At 71.0% G+C, this 7,243-nt stretch carries 9 protein-coding genes and 1 pseudogene; all 10 read left to right on the top strand.

The window, feature by feature from the left end:
* Positions 1 to 230 (top strand): annotated as a pseudogene (locus ACFQ4O_RS13145) (hypothetical protein); the annotation flags it as partial.
* Positions 231 to 483: 253 nt separating this feature from the next.
* Complete coding sequence (locus tag ACFQ4O_RS13140) at positions 484 to 1,179, top strand: response regulator transcription factor (protein ID WP_378776148.1); 696 nt, start codon at positions 484 to 486, stop codon at positions 1,177 to 1,179.
* Between the two features lie 158 nt (positions 1,180 to 1,337).
* Entirely contained in the window at positions 1,338 to 3,221 is a 1,884-nt protein-coding gene (locus ACFQ4O_RS13135) for a methanol/ethanol family PQQ-dependent dehydrogenase (protein WP_378776147.1), read from the top strand.
* 112 nt (positions 3,222 to 3,333) lie between these two features.
* Complete coding sequence (locus tag ACFQ4O_RS13130; protein ID WP_378776146.1) at positions 3,334 to 4,029, top strand: pentapeptide repeat-containing protein; 696 nt, start codon at positions 3,334 to 3,336, stop codon at positions 4,027 to 4,029.
* Positions 4,026 to 4,439, top strand: a complete 414-nt coding sequence (locus tag ACFQ4O_RS13125; RefSeq protein WP_378776145.1) for a hypothetical protein — start codon at positions 4,026 to 4,028, stop codon at positions 4,437 to 4,439. The genes ACFQ4O_RS13130 and ACFQ4O_RS13125 overlap by 4 nt, the downstream gene beginning before the upstream one ends.
* 34 nt (positions 4,440 to 4,473) lie before the next feature.
* Positions 4,474 to 4,887, top strand: a complete 414-nt coding sequence (pedF, locus tag ACFQ4O_RS13120) for a cytochrome c-550 PedF (RefSeq protein ID WP_378776144.1) — start codon at positions 4,474 to 4,476, stop codon at positions 4,885 to 4,887.
* A 5-nt stretch (positions 4,888 to 4,892) separates the two neighbouring features.
* Positions 4,893 to 5,201 carry a hypothetical protein gene (locus tag ACFQ4O_RS13115; protein ID WP_378776143.1) on the top strand — a complete coding sequence of 103 codons (309 nt, stop codon included), beginning with the start codon at positions 4,893 to 4,895 and terminating at the stop codon, positions 5,199 to 5,201.
* Entirely contained in the window at positions 5,198 to 5,887 is a 690-nt protein-coding gene (locus ACFQ4O_RS13110; RefSeq protein ID WP_378776142.1) for a response regulator transcription factor, read from the top strand. The genes ACFQ4O_RS13115 and ACFQ4O_RS13110 overlap by 4 nt, the downstream gene beginning before the upstream one ends.
* Positions 5,881 to 6,477 carry a rhodanese-like domain-containing protein gene (locus tag ACFQ4O_RS13105; protein WP_378776141.1) on the top strand — a complete coding sequence of 199 codons (597 nt, stop codon included), beginning with the start codon at positions 5,881 to 5,883 and terminating at the stop codon, positions 6,475 to 6,477. Before ACFQ4O_RS13110 ends, ACFQ4O_RS13105 begins: the two co-directional genes overlap by 7 nt.
* Positions 6,474 to 7,190 (top strand): quinoprotein dehydrogenase-associated SoxYZ-like carrier, encoded by a 717-nt coding sequence (locus ACFQ4O_RS13100; RefSeq protein WP_378776140.1) that lies wholly within the window; start codon positions 6,474 to 6,476, stop codon positions 7,188 to 7,190. The genes ACFQ4O_RS13105 and ACFQ4O_RS13100 overlap by 4 nt, the downstream gene beginning before the upstream one ends.
* Positions 7,191 to 7,243 lie beyond the last annotated feature (53 nt).

Genomic DNA, 7,243 nt, shown 5'->3' with positions numbered 1-7,243 from the left:
GCCTCACGCCGCCGCTCACCGACATCGCCGCCTTCGGCGAGCGGCTGGACATCATCCGCGGTCAGGGCCGCGCCGCCGACGTGGCGCTCGCCGCCCCCGACGCCGTGCGCCGCGAGGCGGGCCAGATGATGCAGCACATCGAGGCCCAGAACTGGGACGGCGCCTCCGCCGCCTTCCAGCGCTGCGAGGGGCATCTCAAGGCGCTGGCCGCCATCGCCGGCCGCCGCTGATCCGAGGCGTCCCGCCCTTGCGCGGGCGATCCGACACGAACCGCGCGGGACCACGCCCGCGCCTTCACGCGCAGCCTCGCGGGTCCATGATCCCGCGAGGCCCCGCCGTTCGGACGGGTTGAAGCGCTCTCCGGCCCGTGGTTTGCGGAACGTCGCGTTCCCCTTCGCCGCCGGCCGGAGCCTGATCCATGCGACGCGCGCGATCCCGACCCGGCCACGCCCGCCGAACGAGCCCCCGTCCGGAGGGCCGCTCGTGACCTCCGTGGTGGTGATCGAGATCGGCGGCCTGCGCGGCTACCTCGCCACCGCGCTCGCGGCGGAGGGCTTTCAGGCCCGCACCTACGAGACGCTGCCCGACGACGACGACGCCGAGATCATCCTGATCGCCGCGCCCGCCGCCGACGCGCGGGTGTTTTCGGAGCTTGGGGCGCTTCGGGCGCGCTCGCCGGACGCGATCGCGGTCATCGCCACCGACGCCGACGTGCTGGCGGAGCGGCTCGCCTGCTACGAGGCCGGGGCGGACGCCTGCTTCCACCGCCCGTTCCACCTGTCCGAACTGGGGGCGAAGCTGCGCGCGCTGCTGCGCCGGCGCGGCGGCGGCGCGGTCGCGCTGATCACCGGCGGCGACGCTGTGCTCGACCATCGCGGTCTGGAGCTGAAGGTCGGCGAGCGGCGGCAGGACCTGACCCGCCGGGAGACCGAGCTTCTGGCGCTGCTCGCACGCGCCAACGGCGCGCTGGTGGAGCGGGAAAGCGTGCTGCGGGAGGCCTGGGGCGCGCCGAGCTCCATGACCAACAATTCCGTCGACGTCTATGTGGGCTACGTGCGCCGCAAGCTCGCGCTGCTCGGCTCCAACGTGACGGTGCGCACCGTGCGCGGCGTCGGCTTCCGGCTGGTCCGCAAACCGCCGGCGGCGCCGGGCCGCGGCGCGGTCACGCGCAAGAAATAATGAAATAATAATCTACCGGCGGGCAGTTGTGCGCCTTCCGCCTCATGTCCCTATGTTCCACATGATCGTGAGAGTTTTCTCACAAACTAGACTTTGCTTGTCTATAACGTTTCCATCCAACGGCCGGCGATGAAGACCAAGGCCGTGGGAGGAACCTTATGACCGACTTCACCCGTGGGGGCCTGCGCCTCCTGGCGGCGGGCGCGTCCGCGCTCATTCTCGCCACCGCCACGCCTGCGCTGGCCGCCGAGATGCGGCCGGTGACGTGGGAAGACATCGTCAACGACCAGGCCAGCAACGACGACGTCCTGATGTACGGCCTTGGCGTCAAGGCGCAGCGTTACAGCACGCTCGAGCAGATCAACGTCGAGAACGTCGCCCAGCTGAAGCCCAAGTGGTCGTTCTCGTTCGGCGACGAAAAGCAGCGCGGCCAGGAAGGCCAGGCGCTGGTGCGCGACGGCGTGATCTACATCACCGCCTCCTACAGCCGCATTTTCGCGCTCGACGCCAAGACCGGCAAGAAGCTCTGGGGCTATTCGCACCGCCTGCCGGACGACATCCGCCCCTGCTGCGACGTGGTCAGCCGCGGCGCCGCCATCTACGGCGACAAGATCTATTTCGGCACGCTCGACGCCTCGATGGTCGCGCTCGACCGCAAGACCGGCAAGGTGGTCTGGAACAAGAAGTTCGCCGATCACACCGCCGGCTACACCTTCACCGGCGCTCCGATCGTCGTGAAGGACGCCAAGTCCGGCAAGGTTCTGCTGGTGCACGGCAACTCCGGCGACGAGTTCGGCGCTGTGGGCGGCCTCTACGCCCGTGACCCCGAGACCGGCGAAGAGGTGTGGTACCGCCCGATGGTGGAAGGCCATGTGGGCCGCCTGAACGGCAAGCCCTCCAACCCCACCGGCGACGCGGCCGCTCCCTCCTGGCCGAACGACAAGGACGGCAAGAAGGTCGAGGCCTGGAACCATGGCGGCGGCGCGCCGTGGCAGAGCCCGGTCTATGACGAGAAGACCAACACCATCGTCGTGGGCACCGGCAACCCGGCCCCGTGGAACCACCACTACCGTTCCGGCCCCGGCGGCGACTACAAGCCCTACGACAGCCTCTACACCTCGGGCCAGATCTACATCGAGCCGGGCACCGGCGAGCCGGTCGGCTTCTTCCAGCACACGCCGAACGACGCCTGGGACTATTCGGGCAACAACGAGATCATCCTGTTCGACCTCGAAAAGGACGGCAAGAAGATCCGCGCCGGCGCCCACGCCGACCGCAACGGCTTCTTCTTCCTGACCGATCTCGACAAGCTGACCGCCCGCGACGGCAAGATCAACAAGCCGAACGCGCTGATCGCGGCCTATCCCTTCGTGCGCGACATCAGCTGGGCCAAGGGCTTCGACCTGAAGACCGGCCGTCCGATCGAGGTTGAGGGCCAGCGCCCGCCGGCTCCAAAGGAAGGCCAGGCCAAGGGCGACGCCATCAAGGTCACGCCGAACTTCCTCGGCGGCAAGAACTGGAACCCCATGTCCTACAGCCAGGACACCGGGCTGTTCTACATCCCGTCGAACGACTGGATGGAAGACTACTGGACCGAGAACGTCACCTACAAGAAAGGCGCCGCCTATCTCGGCCAGGGCTTCCGCATCCAGCGCAAGTTCGACACCCATGTGGGCGCGCTGCGCGCGATCGACCCGAAGACCGGCAAGATCGTGTGGGAGCACCTCGAGACCATGCCGCTCTGGGCCGGCACTCTCGCCACCAAGGGCAATCTGGTGTTCACCGGCACCAGCGACGGCTACGTGAAGGCCTTCGACGCCAAGACCGGCAAGCAGCTCTGGGCGTTCCAGACCGGCTCGGGCGTGGTCTCCGTGCCCATGACCTTCGAGATGGACGGCAAGCAGTACATCGGCATCGCCTCGGGCTACGGCGGCGCCGTGCCGCTGTGGGGCGGCGACATGGCCGACCAGACCAAGCTCGTCAGCCAGGGCGGCTCCTTCTGGCTCTTCGAAGTGCCGCAGCAGACCGCCTCGAGCAACTGAGACCTCGCGGCGCGGGGGTTCCTCTTCCGGCCCCCGCGCCGATCTCCGCCGGCGGCGACATGCCCTTGAGGGTCGTCGCCGGCTCTTTTCCCGTTCTCGCGAGACCGACGCCATGTCCGGAACTCGATTTTTCGGCGCCCTCCGGCGCCTTGCGCCCGCGCTCGTGATCGCGGCCGCCGCCGCCGCCGCCGCCGACGTCGCCTGCGCCCAGACCGTGATCCAGAACGAGGACCCCCGCCCCGACCCCTGGATCGTCAAGAACTGCGTGATCCGCGCCAACACCGCCTGCCCCGGCGCGGACCTGCGCCACGCGGACCTGAAGAACGCCGACCTCTCCGGCGCCGATCTCACCGGCGCCAACCTCGCCCGCGCCGACCTGCGCGGCTCCAACCTGCGCGGCGCCCGCCTCGACGGCGCCAACCTCTCGGGCGCCCAGCTCCAGATCGCCTTCCTGCAGGGCGCGCGCGCCCACAACGCCCGCTTCATCGGGGCCAATCTCGACCACGCCCGCATGGCCGGGGCCGACTTCACCGGCGCCGACTTCACGGTGGCGGCGCTTGAGATGGCGCAGGCCGGCAAGGCCAAGTTCCGCAAGGCCACGCTCAACGACGCCGACCTGCAGGAGGCCAAGTTCTATGAGGCCGACTTCACCGGCGCCTCCATGGCCGGGGCCTCGATCCGCTTCACCATCTTCCAGGACGCCTGGATGGAGGACTGCCCCACCTGCCCCCAGACCTGGCAGAGCGCGAGCCCGGCCTGGACCATGGGCTCGCCCGAAGAGGCCCGCGAGCGGCGCAAGGCGCCGTGACGAGGCCATGGGCCGCGGTCGCGCTCATCGCCACCCTCGCGCCGTGCGCGGCGCAGGGCGAGGAGGGGTCGGCCGCGGCCCAGATCGCCGCCTGCCGGACCACGGCGGACCCGGCCGAACGGCTCGCCTGCTACGACGGCGCGGCGGCCCGGATGACGCCGCCCACCTTCGCCGGGCGGCTCACGGTGCAGACGGACCCGTTCACGATCACGGGTCCGACCGCGCTGCGCTACGAGAGCGATGGCCCGATCTTCGTCCTCTACCTCAAGGACGCCGAGGGTCAGGTCATCCAGAACCTGCACATCGGCGGCGGCGGATCGGCCGTCCATCTGATCGAGAAACCCGGCTCCTACTCGCTGCTCATCGCGGGCGCGGAGACCTGGCGCGTCTGGCTCGAACCCCGGCCCTGACGGCCGAAGCCCCCCACCGGAAGGATCCGTGTCCATGTTGAAACCCGTCGCCCTCGCTTCGCTTCTGGCGCTCGCCGCCGCGGGCGTCGCCCTCGCCCATGGCGACGGCGCCCCGAGCCCCGTCGACACCAAGGGCCTGAAGGAGCTCGGCGAAGACCCGGTGTCCGAGAACCCCTATCGCGGCGACAAGCTCGCCATCAGCATCGGGGCCACCGGCTACAACCAGAACTGCGCCCGCTGCCACGGGCTCGACGCCAAGTCCGGCGGCATGGCCCCGGACCTGCGCGAGCTGCCCTCCGACGCGGAGGGTGATTCCTGGTTCTACGCCCGCGTCGCCGGCGGCGCGACCAAGGACGGCCGCGTGCGCATGCCGCCCTTCCTCGGCATCCTGAACCAGGAGGCGATCTGGGCGATCCGCACCTATGTGGAGAACCAGCCGAAGGACTGACGCGGGTGACGGTCCGCGGGGTCGCCTTCGCCGCCGCTCTGGCGCTCGGCGGCGGACCGGCGGCGGCCGAGATCAAGGACTACCAGATCGCGCGCATGCTCAACCTGCGCACCGAATGCCAGCTTCACGCGCTCCGGCGCGTGGAGCCGAAGCCGGGGGACGCGGAGCGTTTCGTAGGAGAATGCGGCAACGCGACGTTCTATCCTGACGGGATCGAAATCGCGTGCCCCGAGCCGGACGATGAATGGTCATGCACGGTGGAAACCGAGAAGAAGTCGTTCCCGAACCTCGATCTTCTGAGGAGGCCGCAATGACCGCGCCGCTCGCCCTCGACCTGCCGCGCCGCTTCCTGATCGTGGACGACCATCCGCTGTTCCGGGACGCGCTGCGCTCGGCGCTCCGGGCGTCCTTCCCCGACGCGGAGATCGAGGAGGCGGCCTCGATCGAGACCGCCCGCTCCGCGCTCGCCGGCGCCTCGGACGTGGACCTGATCCTGCTCGACCTGTCGCTGCAGCGGTTCGACAATTTCGAGGGCCTGGTGCGGCTCCGGAAGGAGTATCCCTTCGTGCCGGTGCTGGTGGTGTCCGGCCTGGAGGAGCCCAAGCTGGTCTACGAGGCGCTCTGCCTCGGCGCCTCCGGCTTCGTGCCCAAGGCCTCGGGCAAGGCGGCGCTGTCGGAGGCGATCCTCGCGGTGCTCGGCGGCGCGATCTACGTGCCCCAGAGCGGCGACGCCGGCCGCGCCGCGCCGAAGCGGCCCGACAAGGACCTGAGCGAGCGGATCGCGAGCCTCACCCCGGCGCAGGGGCGCGTGCTCGCCATGGTGCGGCAGGGCCTGCTGAACCGGGAGATCGCGACCGAGCTCGGCATCGGCGAATCCACCGTCAAGGCGCATGTGTCCGAGATCATCCGCAAGCTCGGCGTCATGAGCCGCACCCAGATCGTGATCGAGACCGCCCGGCACGACCTCGCCGTGGCGCAGGCCGCGCGGGAGAAATGCTGAGCCGGGCCACGTCCGCCGGCATCGGGCTCGGCCTCGCGGTCCTCGCGTGGGCCGCGCCCGCGGCCGTCGCGGGCGACCTGTTCGACCCCGCGACCGGCTACCGGATCGACCGCTACCGCGCGCCGGTGGATCGCCCGGCGGAGGGGGGCGCTGCGGTCGGCCTCGCCGAACTCGACCGTCTCATCAAAGAGCGCGACGCCGCGCTGATCGACGTCATGCCCGCTCGCGCCGGCTACGACCCGGAGACCGGCGTCTGGCGGCTCGTGGACCGGCGCGACAACATTCCGGGCTCGGTCTGGCTGCCGGAGGTCGGGCGCGGCGCGCCGGAGCCGCGCATCGCCGCCTATTTCGAGCGCGCGCTGGCGCGCCTCACCGCCGGGCGGCCGGACCGGCCTCTGGTGTTCTACTGCATGACCGACTGCTGGATGTCGTGGAACGCCGTGCGCCGCGCGGCCCGCCTCGGCCACACGGCGGTCTACTGGTACGCCGACGGCTCCGACGGCTGGTTCGACGCCGGGCGGGAGCTCGTCCGCGCCGAGCCTTGGCCGGTCCCGCCGCCGGCGCCCGCCCCGGAGAGCGCCGCGCCATGATCCCGTCCGATCCGCTGAACTCCCCGCTGTGGCCGTCCATGGCCGCGACCTACCTCTCCGACGCGCCGATCGTGTTCGACGAGCGGGTGCGGGTGATCCTGCCCCCCGTCACCGAGGACCAGACCCAGGCCCCGCTGGCGGTGGACGCACGGGGCCTGCTCGCGGACGGGCCGGTGGGCGACATGCTGCTGATCGCCGACCTGAACCCGTTCCCGCGGACCCTGACGCTGACGCCGCTCAAGGCCGCGCCCTTCCTCGCCTTCCGCATGAAGATCGAGCAGGGCACGGCGCTGCGCGCCGCCGTGCGCCAGGGCGGGGTGTGGCGCGTGGGCGGGGCCTATCTCGACGCCGCCGGCGGCGGCTGTTCGGTCAAGCCCGCCACCAAAGCGCGGGCCGACCTGTCGGCGGTCGGCGAGATCCGCGCCCGGAGCTGGCCCGCCGACGACGGCCGAACCCGGCTTCGCCTGCGCATCGACCATCCCATGGACAACGGCCTGATCGCGGGCGCGCCGGTCTATTTCGTGGAGACAGTGGAGATTTCGGCCGGCGGCGCGCCGCTCGCCCGGCTGACGCTGTCGGAAGCGGTGGCGCCGGACCCGACCTTCACGCTGCTGCTCGACGCCGACCGCAGCGCCGGCCTTACCATCCGCGCCCGCGACAACAACGGCGCGGTGTTCGACGCCCGCCTGCCCGCCCCGGAGGCCGAACGATGATCGGGCCGATCTCCCGCCGCGCCGCGCTGGCGCTCGCCGCCGTAGCGGTCGCC

The organism is Methylopila musalis (assembly GCF_042679725.1).
Lineage (GTDB): Bacteria > Pseudomonadota > Alphaproteobacteria > Rhizobiales > Methylopilaceae > Methylopila > Methylopila musalis.
Note: the sequence above shows the minus strand (reverse complement) of the source record. Positions and strands in the feature narration are given on the sequence as shown.